The 22,235-nt window shown below is 49.3% G+C and carries 18 protein-coding genes and 1 pseudogene; 3 read left to right on the top strand and 16 right to left on the bottom strand.

Going from position 1 to position 22,235, the window contains the following annotated elements; all coding sequences use genetic code 11:
• Positions 1-77 precede the first annotated feature (77 nt).
• Together LWH95_RS07965 and LWH95_RS07960 are read right to left on the bottom strand one after the other, a co-directional pair.
• Entirely contained in the window at positions 78-245 is a 168-nt protein-coding gene (locus LWH95_RS07965; RefSeq protein ID WP_014476089.1) for a YezD family protein, read from the bottom strand.
• A 156-nt stretch (positions 246-401) separates the two neighbouring features.
• A complete protein-coding gene (locus LWH95_RS07960) occupies positions 402-1,274 on the bottom strand; it encodes an STAS domain-containing protein (RefSeq protein WP_060398125.1) in 873 nt (290 codons plus the stop codon).
• Between the two features lie 196 nt (positions 1,275-1,470).
• On the opposite strand from LWH95_RS07960, the gene LWH95_RS07955 reads away from it, so the two are divergent.
• From LWH95_RS07955 to hmoA, 3 genes are all read left to right on the top strand, one after another.
• On the top strand, positions 1,471-2,025 hold the full coding sequence (locus LWH95_RS07955) for a hypothetical protein (protein ID WP_225516103.1): 555 nt from the start codon (positions 1,471-1,473) through the stop codon (positions 2,023-2,025).
• 93 nt (positions 2,026-2,118) lie between these two features.
• Positions 2,119-2,481, top strand: a complete 363-nt coding sequence (locus LWH95_RS07950) for a VOC family protein (protein ID WP_003239988.1) — start codon at positions 2,119-2,121, stop codon at positions 2,479-2,481.
• 100 nt (positions 2,482-2,581) lie between these two features.
• Positions 2,582-2,905 (top strand): heme-degrading oxygenase HmoA, encoded by a 324-nt coding sequence (gene hmoA / locus LWH95_RS07945; RefSeq protein WP_060398123.1) that lies wholly within the window; start codon positions 2,582-2,584, stop codon positions 2,903-2,905.
• A 39-nt stretch (positions 2,906-2,944) separates the two neighbouring features.
• Here hmoA and LWH95_RS07940 read toward each other — a convergent pair whose 3' ends face one another.
• From LWH95_RS07940 to LWH95_RS07875, 14 genes and pseudogenes are all read right to left on the bottom strand, one after another.
• On the bottom strand, positions 2,945-3,640 hold the full coding sequence (locus tag LWH95_RS07940; protein ID WP_232919290.1) for a DUF421 domain-containing protein: 696 nt from the start codon (positions 3,638-3,640) through the stop codon (positions 2,945-2,947).
• 111 nt (positions 3,641-3,751) lie between these two features.
• The gene (gene lplD / locus LWH95_RS07935; RefSeq protein ID WP_232919289.1) at positions 3,752-5,092 is read right to left on the bottom strand and encodes a family 4 glycosyl hydrolase; all 1,341 of its coding nucleotides are present in this window, start codon (positions 5,090-5,092) and stop codon (positions 3,752-3,754) included.
• 8 nt (positions 5,093-5,100) lie between these two features.
• Complete coding sequence (locus LWH95_RS07930) at positions 5,101-5,988, bottom strand: carbohydrate ABC transporter permease (RefSeq protein WP_232919288.1); 888 nt, start codon at positions 5,986-5,988, stop codon at positions 5,101-5,103.
• 13 nt (positions 5,989-6,001) lie between these two features.
• A complete protein-coding gene (locus LWH95_RS07925; protein WP_003239999.1) occupies positions 6,002-6,958 on the bottom strand; it encodes an ABC transporter permease in 957 nt (318 codons plus the stop codon).
• Positions 6,959-7,012: 54 nt separating this feature from the next.
• Positions 7,013-8,521, bottom strand: coding sequence for an extracellular solute-binding protein (locus LWH95_RS07920; RefSeq protein ID WP_232919287.1), 1,509 nt, complete (start codon positions 8,519-8,521; stop codon positions 7,013-7,015).
• A 122-nt stretch (positions 8,522-8,643) separates the two neighbouring features.
• On the bottom strand, positions 8,644-11,217 hold the full coding sequence (locus tag LWH95_RS07915) for an exo-rhamnogalacturonan lyase family protein (RefSeq protein WP_232919286.1): 2,574 nt from the start codon (positions 11,215-11,217) through the stop codon (positions 8,644-8,646).
• 48 nt (positions 11,218-11,265) lie between these two features.
• Positions 11,266-13,257 (bottom strand): beta-galactosidase, encoded by a 1,992-nt coding sequence (locus LWH95_RS07910; RefSeq protein ID WP_232919285.1) that lies wholly within the window; start codon positions 13,255-13,257, stop codon positions 11,266-11,268.
• 5 nt (positions 13,258-13,262) lie between these two features.
• Positions 13,263-13,916: a rhamnogalacturonan acetylesterase gene (locus LWH95_RS07905; RefSeq protein ID WP_232919284.1), complete on the bottom strand. Its 654-nt coding sequence runs from the start codon at positions 13,914-13,916 to the stop codon at positions 13,263-13,265.
• A 162-nt stretch (positions 13,917-14,078) separates the two neighbouring features.
• Positions 14,079-15,915: pseudogene (rhgX, locus tag LWH95_RS07900) on the bottom strand (rhamnogalacturonan exolyase).
• Positions 15,916-15,961: 46 nt separating this feature from the next.
• Positions 15,962-17,806, bottom strand: coding sequence for a rhamnogalacturonan lyase (rhgW, locus tag LWH95_RS07895; RefSeq protein WP_442860841.1), 1,845 nt, complete (start codon positions 17,804-17,806; stop codon positions 15,962-15,964).
• Positions 17,807-17,944: 138 nt separating this feature from the next.
• Entirely contained in the window at positions 17,945-18,571 is a 627-nt protein-coding gene (locus tag LWH95_RS07890; RefSeq protein WP_232919282.1) for a YesL family protein, read from the bottom strand.
• Complete coding sequence (locus LWH95_RS07885; RefSeq protein WP_225516122.1) at positions 18,568-19,230, bottom strand: YesU family protein; 663 nt, start codon at positions 19,228-19,230, stop codon at positions 18,568-18,570. The genes LWH95_RS07890 and LWH95_RS07885 overlap by 4 nt, the downstream gene beginning before the upstream one ends.
• Complete coding sequence (gene rhgT / locus LWH95_RS07880; protein WP_232919281.1) at positions 19,223-19,921, bottom strand: rhamnogalacturonan acetylesterase; 699 nt, start codon at positions 19,919-19,921, stop codon at positions 19,223-19,225. The genes LWH95_RS07885 and rhgT overlap by 8 nt, the downstream gene beginning before the upstream one ends.
• A 13-nt stretch (positions 19,922-19,934) precedes the next feature.
• The gene (locus LWH95_RS07875; RefSeq protein WP_232919280.1) at positions 19,935-22,220 is read right to left on the bottom strand and encodes a helix-turn-helix domain-containing protein; all 2,286 of its coding nucleotides are present in this window, start codon (positions 22,218-22,220) and stop codon (positions 19,935-19,937) included.
• Positions 22,221-22,235: the final 15 nt, after the last annotated feature.

Here is a 22,235-nt window from a genome sequence, read left to right as displayed (position 1 = left end):
GGTCTATTATATAAAAATTGGATGAAATATGTATATGTTTTAAGGAGAATTTAATGAAAACAAACGCCCTTATGCGATCACTTTGATTCTTTCCTTTTCAGCGAAAAACGGTGCTTTTCTATTTTCTCAATTTGGGTAACCTGAGAATCATGAACCGTAATCTGAACAGTGCCGAAGTCGAGCGTTTCCAGCGAGCTGATTATTTTTTCAATCACTTCCGGATCAATGGTTGATTTTGAAACCAAAGGACCTTCCCCCCTGTTGAATTTATTTTAATTCACAGTATTCTTATAAGAATTATAATATTATGTTTTTTTTGATAAATCAATGGTGTTTTCTGTTCAAATCAAAAAGGCATATGATCACCCGATGGCGGACAATCATATGCCTAATCAGACTTCCTATCTGTTTTCTTCCAATTCCTCAACAATACAGCGGACGCCCATATTTTCTAATGCCTGCTTCAGCGTGCCGTATGTTTCATATTCACTGAAATCTAGCCCCAATTGAATCGATGTCTGGGCCACATCCGGGCGAATCCCTGAAAATACAGCTTTAACGCCTAATAAGACAAGCGTTTTTGACAGGTTGTACAGTTGCTGCGCCACCATGGTATCCACAATCGGAACACCCGAAAGATCAACGACAAGGCTTGTAATTTTTCTCTCGATACAGCGGACAGGCACTGTTTCTAAAATGACCTGTGCCCGTTTCGTATCTATGGAGCCGATTAGCGGCAATATCCCGATTCCATCCGCAATGGAAATGACCGGGCAGCCCAGCTCAGAAATCAGTTCCTGCTGAGACGTGAGCCTCATCAGCATAAATTTTTGGTACTGCTCGGAAAATTCAATAATCAGCTTATCGAACGACTGATTCACAATGCGGTTCCACCGGTCGGCATCCTCATTTGTGACGATATCCTGATTCTCTTTTATAAACGCAACGACAGCATCCCAGAATGAGATTCTTGAGTTTGATATGGCTTCTACGACCTCATGCACCTGAACATCTTGCTCTACCCTGTTTTTCGCGACGGTTTGCGCCCATTTAGTCATATTTTCTTGGAACTCGGTTTGATCCTCCAGAAATGCGCTTGCGATTGTTATATTGGTAAACGTATGCTGCTCGGTTAAGAGCTTTTTCATTTCTTCACTTAAATGGTCGGCGGAATATAGCTCTCCTTTCAGCTGGCATCGCAAGCTGAACCATTTGTCAGTAATATCCGCAGTGTGGTCTATGATATATTGATATAATAATTGATCGATATTCACGGTCTGTCTCCTTTTTCATAATAGAAGCTCTTTCATTATAAAATGATAAATCGGAATTGTGAATGGGACTAGGGAAAAATGAAATGATTCTGCATCCCGAACACATTCCAATTTCATCCATAGGCGAATGCACCAATAAACGTCCGCATGCATAGACTGCAAATGTACAGTTTACAATGAGAAAGGACGTTATCACATGTATTATGTTGATCCTTATATGTTTGCCGGGCATTTTTATGATCCTTGGCCTGCTTTTGAATATGAATACCGTTATCCAAATGGTTACCCATGGTCGGGCATCGGCGGCGGGGCTGTGCCCGGTACTGGCGGCGGATCCGGCCCTGGCATTGGCAGCGGGGCTTTGCCTGGCTTCGGCGGCGGTTCTGGCCCTGGCATTGGCGGTGGGGCTGTACCTGGTTTCGGCGGCGGTTCTGGCCCTGGCATTGGCGGCGGGGCTGTACCTGGTTTCGGCGGTGCGCCACAGGGCCCCCCGCCTTCCCAAATACCAGCGAAGCCGCAAAAGCCGCAGGGTACTCAAGGAGCTGCTTTTTTAGTTGAACCCATCACCATTCGGCCTTGCCTCTTCCGGTTTACCTATGTTTGGTTAACCAATGGCCGCTCATTTTGGTTCTTCCCGATCATTCTTGGCAGAAGATCCGTCGGCGGCTTTTATTGGGATCCTTCACGGCGACGCTGGGTTTATTTCGCCTTAGACACTAATTTGATAGATGTTGTGAGCTGCTCGTATTAATCGAAAATCAGCCGTTTTCCGGCTGATTTTTTTATGTTACTTCGGCCGTAAACAGGTTATAGTATTACTATCTTTCAAATTGGAGGTTTCCCTATGATCAAACAAATTGGCACTGTTGCTGTATATGTTGAAGACCAGCAGAAAGCGAAGCAATTTTGGGCGGAGAAGGTTGGCTTTGATATTGCGGCGGACCACCCGATGGGGCCCGAGGCAAGCTGGCTGGAGGTTTCGCCAAAAGGAGCCCAGACTCGTTTAGTCATTTACCCGAAAGCTATGATGAAAGGCTCTGAACAAATGAAGGCTTCTATCGTGTTTGAATGTGAAGACATCTTTGATACATACGAGAAAATGAAAACAAACGGTGTAGAATTTCTCGGTGAGCCCAATCAAATGGAGTGGGGCACCTTCGTTCAATTTAAGGACGAAGACGGCAATGTGTTTTTATTGAAAGAATAACGATGCGGCGGCGGTTCTATTCCGCCGTGCTCTTCCTTTGACATTGAGAATGAATTTCATTTACAATCATTCATATATAAGAATGATTGGAGAGAGACAGATGTTTGTTCAGTTGAGAAAAATGACGGTAAAAGAAGGCCATGCAGATAAAGTCATAGAACGTTTCAGCGCTGAAGGAATCATTGAAAAACAAGAAGGTTTAATTGATGTGACAGTGCTTGAGAAAAACGTCCGCCGCGGTGATGAGGAAGTTATTGTCATGATTCGCTGGGAATCTGAGGATCACTGGAAGCAATGGGAAAAGAGCGATGCGCATATCGCCGGCCATAAAGCAAACAAAGGCAAACCAAAGCCTGACTATCTGATCAGCACTGAAGTGAGCATGTATCATGTAAGAGCTGTTAAACAAGGGACTCACGAATAACAAAAAGAGCTTGCACCAGCTGCAAGCTCTTTTTTGCGGTCATGATGAACTGCTTTCTTCGTATGTGATGAGATAAAGAGGCTGGTTGGCGTGCCACTCCGCATATAAGACGTCCTCAGCCCTTTCAACTCCATGCTTTTGCAGCGATTGTTTCAGCCATTGTTCATCCACGCCTGCTTCCGTCAGGTTGTCAAACACAATCTCCCCATCCAGTATTAATGTAGCCGGCAAAGACACATCCTTAGGCGGAAGGTTCATATCTTTTCTGGTCGGTTTATCAAAATCGGCTTTCGGGAGCACACTGATCATCCCGTTTGTTTCCAAAATCGCATATTCCACTTCCTGAATCGAAAAGCAGCCTTTTTGTCTCAGGAGGCTTTGCAGCTGATTAATATCGAGCTTGTTTTCCTTCAGCATCTTGTATTTCAGCTTTCCTTTATGGATCACAATATTTGGTTCGCCCTCCAGAAACTTTCTGGATCCTTTTAGCTTTTGTGTAATCAATTCAATTAAAAAGATAAGCAAGCCCCATAGAAGCGAAGCAAAAATAATTTCTTTAATCTTGATTTCATGATCATAGACGGCATTTCCAACCAGTTCCCCTAAAATTAAAGCAGAAATAAAGTCAAACGGAGTAAGTTGAGAGAATTGGGTTTTCCCAAGAAACTTCAAAATGACAAATAAAATACCGAGACCGCAAACTAATTCTATTGCTACATTTAGATAATCTCCCACGTTGATAGCACCTACTTCTTAAAAGCTACTACCATTATGGTCAACTGCACTATTTCTAAACCGGAACTGCACATTTCGATAAAAAAAGCAGCCCGTCGCCGGCTGCCGTTTTCACATCATTTGGTGCATTGCCAGCATGTCATGAAAAAGCCGCTCTGCATCACTGCGGTCAATTGTGACAAGCGGATCATTGAGAAACGCCTGAAATGCGAGAGCGCGATCCTTTGTTAAACCGGCTACCGCCACTGCCTCCTGATTGGATACGTGCCTAGCCGCCAGCATTTCCACACCTTTCGGCAGCGCTCCAGAGAAAATCGGGTGGACGCTGTTGCGGGTAATCAATGCATTCGTTTCGACAATCGCTTGTAAAGGAAGATTCGAAACTTGGCCTTGATTCGGCACATTTACATTCGTGACGAATTCACCCAATCCGAGAAGAGCCGCTATGATGTTCACGCCTTCTTCTCCCGAGGCTTTCCCGGCAGCGCCCCGTTTTTGTACGATCAATCGTTCTGTTTCTTTTCGTTTCTCATCTCTGCCTTGTTTTCTGAATGATACAGATGTGAGATGAAATTTCCAAGCCTCAGGCTGTTTGAGGTAAGGACCGTGAAGAAATTCTGCCAGGTGCCTGTCACCTGCAGCGGGGATGGCGCCATACGTTTCAAATAAATCAAACGCGACACGGTGTGCCGAACGAAAGACGCTATCCCTCCAGCTTTCCCCCTGCAGCTCATACCCTGATTCTCCATAATGCGCGCTGAATTCATGGAATATAGGCAGCAGGTCAATATGGCGGTAAGAGGCTTCCGTGATCCATGTGAAATGGTTAATGCCGAGTACATTGACGCGGATATCTTCGCGCCGCAGCACCTCTACTCCGAGCCTTTCTGTGACCATTTCCGCCAGCAGCTTTTGCGTGCCGAATACCTCGTGGCAGCAGCCAATCGCTTTGATGCCGGGAAAGACTTTATACAGCACTCTTGTACAGACAGACATCGGGTTTGTATAATTAATGACCCATGATTCCGGTGCGTAGTCTCTTATTGCCCGGGCAATTTCCGCAAACATCGGGGCCGCTCTTAAACCTCTGATGATCCCGCCCGGCCCGACAGTATCACCCACAGATTGATAAATGCCGCAGCGCTCAGACAAGTGGACATCGATTTCCATGTCATCCAGTGAACCCGGCAAAATAGAAATAATGACGATATCCGCGCCTGATAACGCCCTTTTCAAAGTAGAAACTGCTTCGTACCTCCATCTGCCGTCTCCGCTGTAATTGCCGATCACTTCATTTTTTTGAGCCGCTTCAAAATCAAGATCATAGAGCGCCACCGTGCCTGACATCCGTTCATCAATCGACAGATCACTCATCAGGCTTCTGGCCCAGCCTTGAGATCCCCCGCCGATATAGGCGATTTTAATCTGATTTAACGTACTGATATGAAACACTCCCTTTCTCAGCCTTTCACCGAACCGATCAGCATTCCTTTCGCAAAGTGTTTTTGTAAGAATGGATAGACCGCCAAAATCGGAAGCGTCGCAATGACAATGACGGCGAGTTTAATTCCCTGCTCAGGCGGAACGGTATTTTGCATCGTATCGCCATTGGTCGCCGTTAAATCCGATAAGATTGTGACTTGGCGAAGCACCATTTGCAGCGGCCATTTTGCACTGTCATTGATATATAAGAGGGCGTGGAAGAAATCATTCCAAATCCCGACCGCATAAAACAGCGCAAAGGTCGCAATAACCGGCTTTGACAGCGGCAGGGCGATTCGCCAGAAAACGCCGATTTCGGAACAGCCGTCAATTTTTGCCGATTCCTCCAGCTCGCGCGGCAGCTGCTGAAAGAAGTTTTTGATAATAATAAGATTGAACGGATTGATCGCCATCGGCAGAATCAATGCCCAATACGTATCCAAAAGGCCAAGAGATTTCACGACAAGGTATGTCGGAATCATGCCGCCGGAAAACAGCATGGAGAAAATCACCAGGTTCAACAGCAGATTCCGTCCCTTCACATGCCGCTTCGCCAGCGGATACGCCATCGTGAAAGTGAAAAACAGCTGCACAGCCGTCCCGACCACGGTGATGAAGATGGATACGCCCATGCTTCGGATGAACGTCGGTGTCGAAAACACATACTTGTAAGCATCGAGTGTAAAGGTTTTCGGGAAAATAAAGAAGCTGCGCTGGGCGAGCTCCGATTCTGTCGCAAAGGAACCGGCGATAATATACAAAAACGGCAAAATGGTAATCGCGCCGACACCGCCGAGAAACAGAATATTGCAGATGTCAAACACCCGTCCGGCTTTTGTGTTGTGCATTGTGTGAATTTCAGCCATACCTCTCCCTCCTCTAAAACAATCCTTCCTGATCAAACTTTTTCGCAATGTAATTGGCGCCGAAAATCAAGATAATCCCGACAACCGATTTAAACAGACCGACTGCTGTACTGTAGCTGTACGCGCCTTGGGTAATCCCCATCATGTACACGTACGTGTCAAAAATGTCGGCTACGCTGCGGTTAAGCGAGTTTGTCATCAAATACACCTGTTCAAAGCCGAGATTCAAAAAGCTGCCGATTCTTAAAATCAACAAAACGATAATGGTGCTTCTGATTGCCGGCAGCGTAATATGCCACATTCTCCTGAACCGGCCCGCTCCGTCCATAATAGCGGCTTCATACTGCTCCTGATCAACCGTCGCCAGCGCGGCCAGAAATAAAATCGTTCCCCAGCCTGTCTCCTTCCAGATGCTTTGCATCACGATCATAGGCCGGAACCAGTCCGCGTCTGATAAGAAGGAAATCTGCTCACCTGTCAAGCTCATGACCATTTTGTTGATCACACCGGTATCAACAGTAAAGAAAACAAAGGTGATGCTGACCACGATTGTCCATGAAACAAAATGGGGCACGTAAATAAAGGTTTGGATGCATCTTTTATACACGGCCTTTCTCAGCTCATTCAAAAGCAAGGCCAAAATGAGCGGTGCAGGAAAGGCAAACAAAAGATCCAGGCTCGCCAGCATGAGCGTGTTGCGCAGCAGCCGAAAAAAATCCGGATTCATAAAAAAGTCTTTGAAATAATCAAAGCCAACCCATTCGCTTTTCCAGAAGCCGAGATATGGAGAATAATCCTTAAATGCAATTAGCACGCCCCACATCGGCAAGTATTTGAATATCAAAAAATAAAGCAGACCGGGAATAAGAAGAAGATAAAGCCATTTGTCCCGTTTGAGCGCAGCCATCCAGCTGATGCCTTTTCCAGCAGTGAGAACAGGTGCATTACCCTTCTTCGGCACTGTTTCCATATCTGTTCTCCTTTCGTGGTACCGGCGCGCCCGCCGAACGGCAGGCGCATCGGTTTATTTTGATGATTGATACAATTTGTTCAAGTCCTTCATCAGTTCATTGCCGCCGCTGTTTTTCCAAAGCTCCACCGCATCCTCGAACCCTTTTTCATCAATTTCTCCAATGATAAATTGTGTTCTCGCGTCGAGAATGATGTTGTCAAGCTGGGCTCCTTTTTGGGTATACACATCAGATACAAGCGACTCAGCCGGGTTAAAGACGGCTATTTTTTCTCCTTCGGTTATGATGTCCTTGCGATGCTGGAAGAGCTTTGTTTTCTGGTCTTCGATGTAATACTCGCTTTTCGGAATCGACATGCTGAACTGCGCCAAGCCTTCATGCTCATAGAGGAGTGATTTGTTGTTTTTTTCAAGTGAGGTGAATACGCCGTCCTTGAGCTCGTAATTGCGGCCCTCCACGCCGTTGTTCGAGAGAATCTGCGCTTCCTTATCATTCATCTTATCGAGGAAGGACAGCACCTCTTTCAGCTCTTTTTCGGTTTTGACGCTTGATTTTGGTATCGCGATCATGCCTGAATAACCGGATGTCGGGAAGGTGCGCTTGCCATTCGGTCCCTCAAGCGAGCCGACGATATCAATGATATCCTTGTTCGACTCATCCGCCTCCTCCATCGCGCTTTGGATTTGAGACGCTCTGGAGCCTGTATCAACGATGACACCCGCTTTTCCTTTCACAACCGGATCGTTCCACTTCGCTGAATCCATGACCGCAAAGTCCTTATTGATTAAGCCTTCATCATAAAGCTTTTTAAAAAACGTGAGCGCCTCCATGTATTCCTTCGTTGTAAAATCAGGAATCAGCTTTCCGTTTTCAACGCCGTAGCGGTTCGGAGCGCCGAACCAGATTTGCAGAACATCCCATGGGCTTCCGTTGCCGAGCCCCATCCATTTCGGAACGACCATGCCGTACGTATCATCCTTGCCGTTTCCGTCAGGATCTTTTTCCTTAAAGGCTTTCAGCACTTCATAGAAATCATCAACCGTTTCCGGCATATCCAGACCGACGTTTTCAAGCCAGTCGGTTCTGATGATCATACACGCTCTGATCAGGTCCCTCGTTCTGTAGATTCCGTACACCTCGCCGTTCACCGAGCTGTTCTTCAAAATCTTTTCATCTGCCTGGCTTACATTCTTGTAGTCTTTTAAATAAGGAGACAGCTCCCAAAATGCCCCCGCTTTGACGGACTTGATAAAGCCCGCTGATTTATCTTTAATCACAATGGCATGAGGCATCTCTCCGGAAGCCATGACAATGTTGAATTTGTCGTTGTAGGATGAATCAGGCACCCATGTGACCTTAATATCTTTGCCTGTGTATTTTTCGAGCGCTTTTAATGAAGGGCTCTTTTCACTCGGGCTTTCCGGCGATAAGAGCGGCGCCATAATTTTGATCGTGTCTTTCGAACCGCCTGCTGAACTGGATGTTTCCGAATTGCTGCATCCGGCGATCATCATGGCAGCGAGCGGCAAGGCCAGCCATTTTTTTCGCATTCTATTTTTCATGATGCGTAGGTCCCCCTTTTTTTCATTTTGCATTTCCCCTTTGCCCCTCCAAATATAAAGCGCTTACATAAATTCTTGCAATCTTCATTTTTTGCACCATTTCTCCTATGAAATTGCGACTGTTATCCTTTTTTGCCGGATGTATCTTTTTTTGCCGGAAGGGAATCCCCGATCAGTTCCAGCGCTGCTATGACGTTCAAACACCATTGAGAGACGGTGTTCGTTGTCACCCACGGGAGCTCCTCCAGCTCCGTCCATGTTTCGATGCGCTCCGGTTTGATCGGAAGCGGCGTATGGCTCAGCTTATCATCAAGCAAAAGATTCCACGCTTTGGCAGCGAGATGAGAATCTTGTTTGTTTCTTGCGGCGTAGGCAGTCATGGCAGCAGCAAACATCGGCCAGTGAAAATGCCTGTCATGAAGCGCGCCTCCGCTTTTTTTCCGTTTTTCTGCATCACTGAGTGTGTAAAATTCACCGAATTCACTCAGCATTTCCTTCCATTCCCGGTCATCAAGAAGCTCAGCCAGCTCCATCCACACTTGCGGCGCGCCGAAGGCAATGATCATATGATATCCGCCCGCTATGCCGTCTCCCATGTGATGAAGCATCGAGGTCGCCGGATCATATTCAAATGTCGGGCCGGATAATAAGCGGAGCGGCAGCCGCTTCAGGCAGCTGATACCCGTTTGGATTTTCTTAAGATAATCTGGATTTCCGGTACGCTCCCATTCAGTCAGCCAGTTCGAGCAAAACGCCGCCCAGTCCGGTCCCGTTCTCGCGTGGGTCGGGTGCTTGCCTTTTTCGTAAAAAGCACGCATCGGATCGGTTTTGACGAGGGCGTAATCGGCGTCCTTCACTTCTGTCAAAAGATCTCCAGTCCGCTCATCTCCCGTCAGATAATAATAAAATTTATAAAGCCCGGCCATGCTGATCCTTGCTTCCTTACAGCCGCATCCCCAGTGCACAACATTATGCCGTGAGCCAAGCCCTGCGTATTCCCCGAGATGAAAGCTGTCCGTTTCGCTCGTGTGGCGGGTCATGGCTTCTGCCATGCGGAAGATATCCTCTCTGCCAGAGCGGAAAAACGCCTGCCACAGCCATAAGGTCGGAACGAGCTCATTATTTTGCCATGCGTACCCGCCGAGATCATACCGCCACATATGCCGGATCGGGTCATACGTATGCATGACGTCGCCATAATGCCAAAACCCGTACCATCTGCGCTGCTCTACTTCCTTTTTATAAAATAGAAAGGCGGCGTCAAGCTGTTCTTCCAGCTCTTTTTTGAGTGGATGGGATGTGTCAATGACACTCCAAACCCCCAGCGCCTTTGATTCGTAATAGACGTCTGGCTCGCATACAAGCAGCGGAGGCGCCTGCCATTTGTCAGCGAGCGTATTGAGGACATCATCAGACGGCGTGCGAGAAAAGCACGACAGGCTGATTTCATTTGTATTGGCAATACCGGTCGGGTCAGAGCGCATTTCATCAAAGCCCTCATACGCGCTGACCACATGGGTGTTTCCTGTATAATGCCGCAAATCCATTGCTTCTCCATCCGGGGGCCAAAGCCAGACAGTCATTTTGGGATGGCTGCCAGCAAGACCTGTAATTTCCAGCGCTGACGGATATTTCTCAAAAAAATACCGCAGACCGAGTGCTATGCCGCCATTTTCGCCGCCCGCATAACAGAGCCCCTTCGCCCGGCTGCCATGCAGCATGCCGACCCACGCATAATCTTTTCCGGTCCGTTTTGACAGGCTGTAATGATCGCTGGAATCCTGAACAAGCTTGACATCGTTCCAAATCGCATTCTGTGTGCCGTGCGCAAACCATTCCTTGTGCTCTTCACTTGGAGACAGTATTTCGCCATTGATTTGTTTTTGATAAAGCGGATACCGTTCACTAAATTTACGTGTGCCAAATAGCTGGGCGGGTTCTTTGTACATCCCTTTGTCTCCCGCAAAACGGAAATGTCGGTTGTACGGCTCCCCTTCCAGAAAAAGGTCAAACACTATGCCGAGCCCCTTAATGAAATCTTGTTTTCCATTCCTGTCAATCAGCTGCGTGTGTACGATGCCGATTTCAGACAGTCCGGCATAAAACGTCAATCGGATGACAAACGGCAGCCACTCCTCATTTGTTTTTTGGAGAATATGCACGCCCTCTATCTTGACCACCGCTTTGATAGGACCGCTCTTCTCAATTGCCGCACGTTTGATGAGACTGACAGACGTTTCATGAAAAAGAGCCGTTTCCGCCGCCGTCTCTTTTCTCGTTTCTCTTATGGCAACGAGCCTCCCGCCTGCGGCGATCGGCTTTCCGTTGATCTGCAATGATTGAATGAAGTCGGAGCCTGTTTTATGGATGGTACAGGTGAGCATTCCTGTATCGACTTGGATGTGATGCTCTGACTCATTGATGCTGAGCGATTCTGTTGGCTGCGGGGCTTCTCCTTTTTGCACTGTAAAGCTTTGGTTTGCCTGTCCGCTGAACACCGCCGCGTGCTTCGTCCACTTGATGCTCCCGTCCGGCCAATAGGCCGACGGTTCGCTTTGCACATATCGGCTTACCGCATTTTCATTCACAAGCGCCAGTCGGTCTCTTTTTTTCAATTCTCCTTTTTTCCATGGCACGCCCCACGTTACACCGCTTGTCACCTTTGGCTGTTCTGATAACCATTTGATCTTTTTCATCGGTCCTCTCCCTCCATAGAAAAAAGCTGATTCGATGCAAAGAATCAGCTACGATTTGTCAAACTGAATCACACGGTATTCATGCGGTCCGACCGCCAGCCTTCCCGCTTTCGCCGAACGGTTTGTCAACAGATCCGTTCCCGCTTCCGGCAGTGTCACGCTTCCGCCTTTTCCATCCATATTGATGATGATCCACACAAGGCCGTTATCGCCTTTGCGCGGGGCAACGATCGTGCCGGGTGTAACATCCGACCGGACAGAAATGGCTGCTTCAGCCGCGTAATGCCTGACGAGCGCTTCCAGCATTGCATCCCCTTCTTTCCCGGATGGAAGCGAGCCGAGCATGACGATTTTCCCTTTGCCGTGCTTCTGTTCTGTCAGAAAAGCATGGCCTGCTCCCGGTCCTGATTCAACCGTGCCGAGGGTGTTTCCGCTCTCTGTATCAAACACCGCGCTCCACAGCCCGAGCGGCGCTGTGATGCCAAACGCTTTTCCTGTATTTACATTCTCGTTCATTGGAAAGGTAAACAGCGTTTTGATCCCGGCTGTTTTCTCAAGTTCTCCAAGCCCGCAATCGGTATGAATGGTATGTTCGCTTGTGCGTCCTCCTGTCAGCGGCCCGGCGATCCAGATGCCGCCCGCTTCAGCGAATGCCAAAGCTTTTTTGATAAATTCAGCAGACAGATACGGCACAAATGGCGTAAACAGCAGGCGGTAGCCGTCCAGCGGAACGCCTTCCGGAATGAGGTCGCGGTGAATCCCCGTGTTAAGAATGCGTTCATAAAAGTGCGTCACTAGCGAACGGTGCTGGAGTCCCCGGTGAGGTTCAGTTTTGAAAAATGCTTTTGCTCTGTCGGAGTAAGTCATCGCCGCCTCGGCTTGAACGGGTTCAGTCGATAGAATGACCGGTTCGATTTCCTTTCTTGCCCGCTCGACCGCCAGCACATTTCGGTAGCCGACGGTGGGCTCGCCCCAGGCACTCAGAACAGAACCGTGTGAAATCTCACTGCCTGAACGCTGCTGGCGCCACAGCCAATAGCAAAAGCCCTCGCTTCCTAAAGCGTAGGAAGATACAGCTTCAGCCTGCAAATACCCGTCGGCGTGCGGGAAAGCGGAGCTTTCGAGCGAGGCAGCATATGACGGACTCGTTTCCAATATCCAAAACGGGCGACCTTGTTTCAAATTTCTCCATAAATCACAGTTCAATAAGAAGGCAGAGGCGTTTTCCTGAGAAGCGTACGTATCATAGGAGGCAAAATCGAGATTCCGAAACATCCGCTCATTGTCCACACTGAACATGACAGAGCCGTTATGCGTGATCGGCGCATCCGAATAGCAGCGGATGATTTTGGCCTGTTCATCGGCAAATAAAGCGATCATCTCCATCGAAAACAGCTGATACATTGTGCTTAGTGAGGCGTGATGCAGAAACGGGGCTGGCCCCGGCTGCGGCACCTGCTCAAATGTCTGGTAGGTTTCGCTCCACACATCGGTTCCCCATGCCTCGTTTAACCGCTCAATCACGCCATAGCGGTTTCTGAGCCAGTCATGCCACAAGTGCAAGCACGTCTCACACATGCATTCAGCAACATGGCATTTAAACTCATTGTCGAGCTGCCAGCCGATTAGTCCCGGGAGCTGGCCAAGCTCCTTGGCGATGCTTGTGGTGATGATGGCGGCTTTTTTTCGGAAATACGGGTTGTTCGTACAAGCATGCTGACGGGATCCATGCCCCATGACCTCTCTTTTTTCGTTTACATGCATGCGCTCCGGACTGCCGTGCGACAGCCAAATCGGCGGTGTTGGCGTCGGCGTGCACATGATCGTTTCGATGCCGTTTTCATACAGCCGGGTGATGATCTCTTTGAAAAAACCAACGTCAATTTTTCCTTCCTCCGGCTCCATGACGGACCAGGCAAATTCGCCGATCCGCACCACATTGGTGCCAGCTTCACGCATCATGTCAATGTCCTGCTGAATCGTCTCTTCATCCCATAATTCCGGATAATAGCAGGCGCCGTGATATAGTTTTCTCCTCACATTTTTCACCCTTCTTTGATGATCGATTCTGTCAATGGCAGGCCGAGCTCCTTTATGCCTTTTGCCACAAGTTTCGCCATTTCATTTGCGCCCTTTTTTGTAAAGTGCGTGTAATCGTTAATTCCTTCTGAAACCATAAAATAGGTATACACTTTTTCCTCTCCCTTTTCGGTAAAGAAAGCGAGGCTTTTCCCCATCAGATCAATGAGCTGGACATTCTCCTCATCAGCCGTTTGCTTCATGGCAATGCAATAATCAGGAAAGTCGTTCAAAAACACGCCGTTTTCATAATGAAAGCGGGCTACGGGGGTAATGAGAAGCGGATGGGCGCCTTTTTCCCTTGCGCCTGCGATATACTGCTTTAAATATTGTTTATAGGTGGTATAAGGCTCGGTGTAGCGCTCCGGCTTATTTTTCGACGCGTCATTATGACCCATCTGCACAAACAGCCAGTCATCCGGCTCGATCACATCAAGAATCGCCTGAAGCCTGCCCTCTTCCACAAATGTTTTCGAGCTTCTTCCCCCGATCGCCCTGTTAATCACTTGAATATACTCCGACAGATGTGAGCCGAGAAACTGTCCCCAGCCCCCTTGATTTGTGCTGTCTCCATACGTTTGAACAGTCGAATCTCCGGCAAGATAAATGTTATTTGCCATTACTCATTCCCCCTCGTTTTTTTCATTTCATATGGCTTCGATCATGGTAGCCCTTCCCTTGAAAAACCGGTGAGTGCAACGCCTGAACATTGTTCGTCCTGCCCTTTGATAAGCCATCCTTACAAAGCGATCAGCTTTTGCTTTGTATACCATACGTCCCTCCTATAGCGGCGCCTCCGCTTTGCCGCCCGATGTACAGAGCGGGCTTCGGCGGTTTTTTCATCCCCGTTCCGAGATAAAAGCTCGTGTGCGGCGGCTGGTTGTAGGCGGTGTTCTGCCAGGCAATGCCAAGCCTGTAAACCGGATCGTGCATCAGCGTGTAAAAGCGGTAGCGGGTGAGATGTGTCGTTGTATAAATGCGGAGTGCACTGCTGTCTTCCGTTCTCCATATCACTTCTTCCCGCCAGTCTCCGAACAGATTGGCCTGAAGAACAGGGTTTCCTTTCGTGCCGTTGTTGGACAGCACGCCGTCCGGCTGAAAAATCGTCTTTAGACAGCGATTTTCGGCATCCCACTTTTCAATCTTTGGCCTGCCGATTGTTCCGTCCCAGTCATGATCGAGCAGCTCCCTGACCAAGTCGCCGTCCCACCAGATGGCGAAATTGGCTGAGGCAGGCGCTTTGTCGTTGATTTTTTCTCCTTTGCTCGTAAAAAGGCCGTATGACATTCCGTCATTGCCCGGCGGATCAATTCCCCAGACAAGCGACCCTTTGTAGTTTGGATCGATATGAGCCGCCATGCCTCTGCCGACATCTGTCCCGGCATGGACGCCCCATAATATCTCGCCGGTTCCGGCATCTCGCAGTGACAGTCCGTACGGCTTTGTGGCATCCTCATGCACCTGAAACACTTCAAGCCCTTTTCGGGACGGATCCAGATCCCCTACATGCATCGCATCTCCGTGCCCGAGTCCCGTTGTGTACAGGCCGGTACCGTCATGATCGACCGCCATGGCGCCGTAAATGATTTCATCCTTCCCGTCGCCGTCAACATCCGCCACGCTCAAGCTGTGGTTGCCCTGCCCTGCGTACGCTTCATTACCCGGCTGATTGGAATCAAATAGCCAGCGCTTTTTAAGCCCCCCGTTTCTGAAATCGTATGCCACGAGCACCGCTCTCGTATAGTAGCCGCGCGCCATCACGAGGCTCGGCCGTTCCCCATCCAAATAAGCGATTCCGGCGAGAAAACGGTCCATGCGGTTTCCGTAGCGGTCTCCCCAGTCCTCCAGCTTGCCGCGGGGCGGTTCATATTCCACGGTCGTGAGCGCTTCACCGGTTTCTCCTTTAAACACCGTCAAATATTCCGGACCGGACAGGATTCTGCCCTGTTCATTTCTAAAATCGGCATGCTCATCGCCTATGATGTGTCCTTTCCCGTCTGTTGTGCCGTCGGCTGTTTTCATGGCGATTTCTGCTTTTCCGTCACCGTCCAGGTCATAAACCATAAACTGGGTATAATGCGCACCCGCCCTGATGTTTCTGCCGAGGTTGATGCGCCACAAAAAGGTGCCGTCCAGTTTATAGGCATCTATGAGAACCTCACCGGTATATCCGTCATGGGCGTTATCTTTGGAATTGGACGGGTCCCACTTCAGGATGATTTCATATTCTCCATCCCCGTCCACATCCCCGACACTGGCATCATTGGCGCTGTAGGTGTACTGCTTTCCATCCGGCGTCACACCGCCTTCCGGTTTGTTAAGCGGAACCTCTAGGACATTTTCCCGCCAGACGGGAGCTTCTTTGGAAAGCTTTTCTTCCCGTCCTTTATTGACGGCCGCCACCTGATAAACAGAGTCCGCCGTCCCGTTTTGATCAAGAAAATTGGTGCTGTCCGCGATCGGCTCGCGGGTGATCCGCTTTCCGTCCCGATAAAGGTGAAAAGCCGTCGTCTCATGATCCGTTCCGAGAAAACGCCAGCTGACAAACACGCCCTGCTCTGTCTTGACCGCAATTAGACCTCTGGTCAAGTATTCCATCTGCCTCTTTTTTGGTTTCATTTGATGGGAACGGGCTGCAAGCAGCCCGTTCCTCCCCCCCTTTCTGTTAAGGCGTATACATATTCGGTTTTGGCTGTTCCGCCATGCCGTCCCCTAAAAAGAAGCTTGTGTGCGGCGGCTGATTATACGCGACATTTTGCCAGGCGATGCCAAGCCGGTACACAGAATCGTGCATCAGCGTGTACAGCCTGTGCTCAGTCGGAATGGTCGTGGTGTAAATGCGGAGCGCACTGCTGTCCTCCGTTCGCCACACAACTTCCTCACGCCAGTCACCGAGCAGATCAGCCTGAAGTGCCGGTGTTGCTTTTGTGCCGTTGTTGGCGGCTGCGCCTGACGCAGTCAGCACATTTTTCGATACGGCGTTTTGATAATCCCACTTATCGATTCGGTTGCTGTCCAGCTGTTCCCGCAGCAAGTCGCCGTCCCACCAGATGCCGAAGTTGGTCGAGGATGGAACGCTGCTTCCGATTTTGACTCCTTTCGCTGAGTAAAGAGAACCGTTTGCCCATACTTCCTGTCCCGGGTAACGCGGGTCAATATCAGCAGCCATCCCCCGGCCTACATCCTTGTCGGCATAAACGCCCCAAAGGATTTTTCCGGTTGCCGCATCACGGAAGGATAAGCCGTATTTTGCGTTTTTGTCCTCATGCACCTGAAACACCTCAAGACCAGGCCGGCTCGGATCAAGATCCCCGGTATGGAGGGCATCCCCGTGGCCTAAGCCAGTCGAGTACATGCCTTTGCCATCATGATCAACAGCCATTGAGCCAAAAATGATCTCATCTTTACCGTCTCCGTCAACATCCGCGATGCTCAGGTTGTGATTCCCCTGTCCGGCAAACGCTTCATTTCCCGACTTCGAAGAATCAAGCGTCCAAAGCTTTGACAGCTTTCCGTCTCTGAAGTTATAGGCGACAAGCATGGTTTTGGCATAATACCCTCTAGTCATGATCAAGCTCGGCCGCTGTCCGTCGAGGTAGGCAATGCCGGCGAGAAAACGATCAACACGGTTGCCGTAGCTGTCTCCCCAATCCGACACATTGCCGCGCGCCGGTTCAAAGTTTGCGGTGACAAGCTCTTTCCCGGTTGCACCTTGAAACACAGTGAGATATTCAGGGCCTGAAAGCACACGCCCCTGTTCATTTCTGTAATCAGCATTGGCATTTCCAATCACTTTGCCCGTGCCGTCTTTTGTCCCGTCTGCCGTTTTCATCGCCACTTCCGCTTTTCCGTCACCATCAAGGTCATACACCATAAACTGGGTGTAGTGCGCTCCCGCTCTGATGTTTTTGCCGAGATTGATCCGCCATAATTTCGTTCCGTCCAGTTTATACGCGTCAATCAGAACGTCACCCGTATAGCCATCCTGTGAATTGTCCTTTGAATTAGACGGGTCCCATTTCAGGATCAGCTCGTATTGCCCGTCTCCATCCACATCGCCAACACTTGCGTCATTGGCGCTGTAGGTGTAAGCTTCACCCTTTGGCGTCGTACCGCCAGCCGGTTTATCCAGCCGGACAGAATGATACGGCTGCGCCCATACGGAGGCTTTTTCAGAAGCCGCCTGTTCGGTTCCGTTTACGATAGCCCGAACCGTATACGCAGAGCCCGTCGATCCGTTTTTATCCACATAGTTCGTGGTTTTGACAGGCGCAGCATTCAGCTTTTGCCCGTCTCTGTACACATTGAACGAAACCGATGCGTTTTCAGTGCCAAGAAACCGCCAGCTGACAAAAATGCCGCCGTCCGTCTTGACCGCCACAAGCCCCCGGTTCAGCGCTTCCATCTGCCGCGCTGCCCCTTCAGCTTTCATAGGACATACAGAGGCTCCCATCACCAACAAGACCAGCAACGTAACAGCGGTAAATATGCGTTTCCTTCGTGTAATCATCAGACAGCTCCTTCTCATTTATCTGTAAGCGCTTACTTAATTTGGATTTTATGCGCTGCGGGAGCTGTCTTCAATTTCACTTTTTTGCATCTGCCTTTTTCAGACACTGTACTTTTTTGCGCGATTGTCATTTTTTTGTTACCCGGCTTGGCGGTGCTGGGCCTCTGTCTTTTGAAACCCTCTGAAAGCAAAAAACATCGACACAAGCCCAAATAAACATGGGCCGTAAAATGGAATCAGGCCTGGGAGCGTATACAGCAAATAAAGGACAAATCCGCACCCGATCAGCATACAGCCGGTCGTCAGCGGCCGCATGGCGCCAAACAGCAGCGCTTGAGGAATATATTTGCGAAGCGGGAGCTGGTAGTGCACATAAAGGGGAAACACATACATCAATGCGATGATATACAAAAGACCCACAAGCAGCGTGCAGCTCGTCACAGTAAAGGACAGCCAATCCGTACTGGCTGAAAAATAATGATAATTCGCGGACAATATGAGCAAAAGAGCAACAAACGCCAATCCAATCGCATTGACCTTGAGAAACTCTTTTTTGTAGGTAGCGAGGAATAACGGAAACACCGTGACATCCTTTTGCCCCATTAGCCATTTCCGTATGACGGCACACATCGCGGCTGTGCTCGGCGCCCAGCCGAAAAGAACACCGCCCAAAAGCGTAAACAACAGCCACAGCCCGTTGAGCCACGCAATTTTCACCACCGCTTCGCAGCCCGCATAGAGCGCATCCGTTACCGTCGTCTTCATCTTCTCACCGCTTGATGCACAGCAAAATCTTGATAAGCCGCTTTCATGGGCGCCATCTGCCGGAATCCGATTTTCCCTTTCGTTAACACAGGCCCATACGTACTGCCGTCGTCCATCCACTCAAGAATGGGTAGATCATTGATTGAAAAGTGCACATAACCTTTGTCTTTGATGAGCTTCATATGATACGGAGAATCAGCGTCGTCTGGAGAAGGCAGCGGATCGGCTCCCATCGCGGCGAGGTGGAAACCGCGGCTTTTTCTTAAATTGCAAGTGCGGAATGCTCTTTCCTCCGCGTATTTTCTGCGGAAATACGACAGATGGAGCGCGTTGATGTCCCCCGAATGATATTCGGGGTATTTTCCCGTTCTTTTCTTGAGACTCGGATCAAACAAATCCTCGCCTCCAATCCCCGCAGCAGAAAAAAACAGCATACACAGTCCCGGCTGCTCAATTGGAGAGAAGTCCCACGTCACAATAACGCCGTCTGGAAAGGTTTCGGGGCACCAAAAGACAAAATGTGCTTCGTCTTGAACATGCGACAGGTGCAAGCGGTGATCGTCAAATGAGATCTGTCCGCCTCCCTCCATCCGCCAGTCCTTCACATCGCTTGCTGACCGGAGCGGATTGCGGTACAGGCACGCGCCTTCCTTATACATATTCTTTTCCCTCCCGGCTCACAAGATGGTCCTTCAGCGGAAGGCCGAGCTCTTCAATGCCTTCTGCCACAAGCTTCGCAACCTCCATTGCCCCTTCTTCCGAAAAATGCGTATTGTCCTCAATGCCGTCCGGATAATTCGGATGTTCATTCGGCTGAAACCAAACGAACAATCGCTTCGACTCCTCCGGTCCGTATGCTTCATAGAGCTCCTTTGTTTTTGCCAGCAGATCAATCACGGTCACATCAAGCTCCTTCGCCAGTGCTTTCATCGCATCAGGGTACTCGCCGAGCGTATGCTCAATCCGCCCGTTTTCATCGAAGCGTCGGCGCTGCACTGATGTGATAAACACAGGATGCGCTCCCTTTTCGCGTGCCGTATCTACAAACAGGGTGAGAAATTGCTGAAACGTGGAGTACGGCTTCGTCCCGCGCGGTTTCTGGTCATTGTGGCCGAATTGAATAAACAAATAATCGCCTTGCGTGATGCGCTCAGCAATCGACTGAAGCCTTCCTTCCTCCACAAAAGAATTGGTGCTCGCTCCTCCTTTGGCGTGATTGTGCACCTTCACATCTTCAGAAAACAATTGCCCGAATACCTGCCCCCACCCCGCCATCGGCGCTTCATGAGGCGGGCAGTCACTTACGGTGGAATCCCCCGCTAAAAACACTTGAATCGGTTTCTCCATCACATGTTCTCTCCTTTCACGGCGTTTCCTGATACATTTGCCTGAAGACACCAGGCGGCATGCCGACCTGTTTTTTAAAAATCCGATTGAAGTAATTGTGGCGGTAGCCGACTGCTTCTGACACGTCATGAATTTTTTTATTCGTATTCACCAGCAGTTCTTTCGCCTTTTCGATTCTGATTTGGGTTACATAATCAATAAAATTAATGCCGATTACTTGCTTAAATGCCTTGCTTAACGTATATGAATTCATGCCGAGCGCATCGGCACAGCTTTCCAGCGAAATATCCGCCATATACTGTTCGTGAATCATGGCTATGACACGTTCCGCCAGCTGCTTTTGCTGTCTGTTTTTTCTGCCCTCAAGCTTGGAAAGATAAGGCGTTACGACAGCATCCATCAGCCAGGCCGCCGCTTCACCGGGTTCGCGCAGTTCTGAAATGTCAAGAAGCAGATCCCGATGCTGAAGCAGTTCACTCGGATTGAGCCCGGAATGCAAAATATCCTCCTGAATACGGGAAAACAGCTGAATCAGGGCGGAGTGCACATTCCTGTCTATAGCCGCCTTTTCCGCCAGTTCCTCCATGCATACACGAATCAGTTCCTCGGCCTCCTGTTTTCTTTCCAGCCGGATAGCCTGAACAATTTGTTTTTCCAGTTCAAAAGGATAATAAGGGGCGGATTGCTCATCCTGAGGAAAGTCTGCCTGCAAATCAATCACCTGATGCCGGTTGGCAAACTGCCTGCGGGATTTGCCGCTTTTCACATCTTGAAATAAAGCAGGGATCTCTGTGACACGCTCCGCCTTCCTGCTCATCGTTCCGGTCAGGCTTAATCCGGTGACACCACCAAATTGGCATGCCAGCTCCGTTACATACGCCTTCAGATCAGAGCTGTTTGTTTTTATCACAAGCACGGTGACGGAAAGCCGGCCGATATCAAGTATGGAGGGATGAAAACAGCGTTTTGCCGCAAGCTCCTCGGCCAGATTGGTCAGGGTAAATACAGCGAGCTGTTCATCCCCTTCACGGAAGATGCTTTTTTCAGAGCGGAGGCCTGTCACCTGAAGATCAAGCACATGAAACACGTTTTCTCCGATGCTCCATCCTGCCTCCTCCATCCGCGATCTGAGGCTTTCCTCGTTGTCATAGTAAAAATCGCCCTGCAAGAGGTGCTGCAAAAAACTCTTTTTCATGTGGGGTGTCTGCCGCAGGAGCTGCTCTTGAAGCTTCCGGCTTTCAAGGGATAGATCATGCCATCTCTTTTCAATCCACTTGAATTCATCCTGCCCGGACGCCTGCCATGTTTTCTTCTCTCCGCCGGTAAACAAGCCAAGCAACTGCTGAATGGGACGATAAATTTTTTTTGATGCATACCACGTCATGCACACCGCTAAGATAATGCAAATGACAAGCATCACGATGATCACTTTTGATAAAAACACCATCGGCGCTGTAATGGCTGAAAGAGGCGCCGCTGACACAAAGGTCCACTTCTGATGCATTCGGTTCATTTCCCCAAAGGAGACGGAATACACCGTGCCGTCCCATTCCATCTGAAAATGGCCTTTCTCGTCCGGCTGTTTTTGTACCTCTTCAATTAAAGTCTTTTGAAAATCTTTTTCTCCCTCATGAAATAGAACCTTCCGATTTTGATCCAGAAGCAGCGCACTGCCATCAGGATAAGGGGACAAGCTTTGCAGGATCGACTCCATTTCTTTCGGATCAACCGCCAGCATGATCGCGCCGAACGGTTTCTCCGCCGCGCCCGGAATGAGCTGGATCAGCATCGCCTGATTTCCCGACCGGTTCCAATAAATACTGTTGTCTGAGGCAAGCAGCGGGCGATACTTGCGAAGTGCCTCCTGTTCTGTCAAAGCGCTGTATTCGGGGCTCAGCACAAGAGGCCGGGGGCTGTTCAGAAAGATGGAAGCCTGCTCGATCAGCGGCTGCTGGTCCCGTAAAAGAAACAGTTTTTTCGTTAATTGATAGGAGAACGTAAAGTCTTTCTCCAAATCCCTCTCGGCCAATCCGTTCATCAGCGAAGAATCGTATGCCATCTGGGTGAGAGTCAGCTCGAGCACTCCAAGCTTCTCATCCATCCGGCTGACTTCACGCGCCACCTGTGTTTCATGCGATTTCTGCAGCTCTTTCTCTACCTTGTCGATCGAAAGAAAGTAGATAGCGCCGCCAGTCAGCAATCCGGGAATACAGGCAATCAGCAAAATGAAGACAAAGTTTCTTTTGAAATACGTTCCCTTCCAGCGTGAAACCCGTTCCTTCTGTTGAGGCTGTTTTTTCATCCCTTTCCCCCCGCC

The sequence above is a fragment of the Bacillus sp. G16 genome (assembly GCF_021282335.1).
Taxonomy (GTDB): domain Bacteria; phylum Bacillota; class Bacilli; order Bacillales; family Bacillaceae; genus Bacillus; species Bacillus inaquosorum.
The sequence above is the reverse complement of the archived record's forward strand: the minus strand, read 5'-3'. Positions and strand labels throughout refer to the sequence as shown.

Coding starts and splice junctions, on each gene's coding strand:
- LWH95_RS07955 (WP_225516103.1), top strand. CDS start 1,471: ATGTATTATGTTGATCCTTATATGTTTGCCGGGCATTTTTATGATCCT.
- LWH95_RS07950 (WP_003239988.1), top strand. CDS start 2,119: ATGATCAAACAAATTGGCACTGTTGCTGTATATGTTGAAGACCAGCAG.
- hmoA (WP_060398123.1), top strand. CDS start 2,582: ATGTTTGTTCAGTTGAGAAAAATGACGGTAAAAGAAGGCCATGCAGAT.
- LWH95_RS07930 (WP_232919288.1), bottom strand. CDS start 5,988: ATGGCTGAAATTCACACAATGCACAACACAAAAGCCGGACGGGTGTTT.
- LWH95_RS07925 (WP_003239999.1), bottom strand. CDS start 6,958: ATGGAAACAGTGCCGAAGAAGGGTAATGCACCTGTTCTCACTGCTGGA.
- LWH95_RS07920 (WP_232919287.1), bottom strand. CDS start 8,521: ATGAAAAATAGAATGCGAAAAAAATGGCTGGCCTTGCCGCTCGCTGCC.
- LWH95_RS07915 (WP_232919286.1), bottom strand. CDS start 11,217: ATGAAAAAGATCAAATGGTTATCAGAACAGCCAAAGGTGACAAGCGGT.
- LWH95_RS07905 (WP_232919284.1), bottom strand. CDS start 13,916: ATGGCAAATAACATTTATCTTGCCGGAGATTCGACTGTTCAAACGTAT.
- rhgW (WP_442860841.1), bottom strand. CDS start 17,806: ATGATTACACGAAGGAAACGCATATTTACCGCTGTTACGTTGCTGGTC.
- LWH95_RS07890 (WP_232919282.1), bottom strand. CDS start 18,571: ATGAAGACGACGGTAACGGATGCGCTCTATGCGGGCTGCGAAGCGGTG.
- LWH95_RS07885 (WP_225516122.1), bottom strand. CDS start 19,230: ATGTATAAGGAAGGCGCGTGCCTGTACCGCAATCCGCTCCGGTCAGCA.
- LWH95_RS07875 (WP_232919280.1), bottom strand. CDS start 22,220: ATGAAAAAACAGCCTCAACAGAAGGAACGGGTTTCACGCTGGAAGGGA.